Below are 2,195 nucleotides of genomic sequence, written 5' to 3' on the forward strand. Positions count from 1 at the left end.
AAATTATTAAATGCCAATACCTCCAATAAATGAACAAAAAAGAATTATTGAAAAATTTAAATCACTTGATTTTGTGATTCAACAATATGAAAAATCATATCGTGAACTAAATAATTTGAAACAAGAATTATTTCCAAAACTTAGAAAGAGTATTCTCCAAGAAGCAATTCAAGGTAAACTCGTTTCACAAATAGCAGATGAAGGTACAGCCCAAGAATTACTTGAACAAATACGGCAAGAGAAATTGCAACTTGTCAAAGAAGGCAAACTTAAAAAGTCTGCTTTAACAGATTCCGTTATTTATAAAGGTGACGATAACAAGTATTATGAGAGGATAAATGCGCAAACCGTTGAGATTGAGCTTCCTTTTGAATATCCTAACAATTGGTCTGTGCTACGTTTGAAAGATATATGCCAACTGATAGACGGTGAAAAAAGAAACGGAAAGGGCATCTGTCTGGATGCAAAATACCTACGTGGTAAATCATCTGCTACCATTGTAGAGAAAGGAAAATTTGTCTATGCCGGAGATAACATCATTCTTGTAGATGGTGAAAATTCAGGTGAAGTTTTCACTGTTCTGCAAGATGGGTATATGGGGAGTACATTCAAACAGTTATGGCTCTCTTCGGCTATGTGGAAACCATATATTTTGGCTTTCATTCTGTTCTATAAAGAGGATTTGAGAAATTCAAAAAGAGGTGCGGCTATTCCGCACCTCAATAAAGAGTTATTCTACAATCTGCCTATTGGTATTCCACCTTATCAAGAACAGCAGCGTATTGCAGAACGGATAAATGAACTATCGCAGTTGCTCAAATAGTTTTTCTATTTGAGCAACAATGCGTTGTTGTTCTTTAATCGGAGGTAATGGTATTAATATTTCTTTTACTTTTGCTATACTTACACCACCTATAATGCCCGTTTTATTTAGGTTAAATAGTTCAAAGAACGATGGTGACTGTAGATAATAGTACATGTATTTCCCGATTCCAACAAATGGTGAGAAACAACATAACTTATTCCCAAAACATACATCTTGATTCAGTATTGCAATTTTTCTTCCGGCACTTCCACCTTCAATACACATCAATATTGAGTTATTGGGAGCAAGTCTAAAATCAGGTTCATATTGTTTCGGAATCGCAATGCCATTATCGTAAATAATCCGATTATTAAAATCAACATCCTTAGTTCCAATATAATAACGTCCTATAACATCTGTAAATTTTGATTTCTTTTCAGTTTCACTAATACTGTTGCCAGTGTAAATGTTTGCAATATGAGAAAGTCTTGTCCATACCCAATTCTTGGGAGTTTCAAAAGGTATCTGTTCTGTTATATCCAAGCACTTTTTACCTACCTGCTCATAATACTTGTTATCGTCACCACGAAAGATAACAGAATCAGTCAAAGCAGACTTCTTCAACTTGCCTTCTTTAATGAGTTGCTGCTTTTCCAATTTTATCTGTTCAAGTAACTCTTGGGCTGTGCCTTCCTCTGCAATCTGTGAAACAAGTTTGCCTTGAATAGCTTCTTGGAAAATGGACTTTTTTAAGCTATTCCATATTTCTTTATTTATTTGGTTGAGTTTATTTTGATTAGTTCCATATTGACTAATATATGGATATAACTGATTAAGCTTTGCAACAATGCGCAGTTGTTCTTCTTGTGGTGGTATAGGTAACAAGCAACGCTTAATAATGAGTTGATTTATATTGGGATCTTTTCTTGAACCTGCTGCAAAATCCATCCAATATGGTCTTTGATATTCAATAAAAGCATGAATGTAATCCATATTACAGAATCCATTAGGCTGGATGGCACATACAGATTGGTTAATTGTTGTATCAAAATGCAAGATACAGTGTTTGCCTATTGTCCCAGCACCACCGTACATTGCAATACACACTGAGGTTTGGGGTAAAACAGAAAGGTTGTAGTCTATAGTTGCTTTTGTAGTTATTTGTATTTCAGTTTTGTCCAAAATTCCATTGTTCAAGTCTGTTGTACGTACCCAATTGATATTGCCATTTTTATAATAATCCGGATTCCTACTTAATGGCGTAGAACCACTTGTCGTTTCAAATATATTGCCAATTCGTTCCCATTCCCACCCTTCTGGTATCTCAAACGGAATCTCCTCGTCAATGCACTTCACCTCCCCGGTTGCGAGAAACTTCTCATAATAGGAA

At 35.1% G+C, this 2,195-nt stretch carries 2 protein-coding genes; one reads left to right on the forward strand and one right to left on the reverse strand.

From position 1 onward, the window contains the following. The first annotated feature begins 10 nt into the window (after window positions 1–10). A complete protein-coding gene (locus ACT8YW_RS23055; RefSeq protein ID WP_444107260.1) occupies window positions 11–823 on the forward strand; it encodes a restriction endonuclease subunit S in 813 nt (270 codons plus the stop codon). Here ACT8YW_RS23055 and ACT8YW_RS23060 read toward each other — a convergent pair. Beyond that, window positions 803–2,195, reverse strand: a 1,393-nt coding sequence (locus tag ACT8YW_RS23060; protein WP_444107261.1) for a restriction endonuclease subunit S, incomplete at its 5' end; no start/stop codon positions are given. The genes ACT8YW_RS23055 and ACT8YW_RS23060 overlap by 21 nt on opposite strands.

The sequence above is a fragment of the Bacteroides sp. genome (assembly GCF_052357945.1).
Lineage (GTDB): Bacteria > Bacteroidota > Bacteroidia > Bacteroidales > Bacteroidaceae > Bacteroides.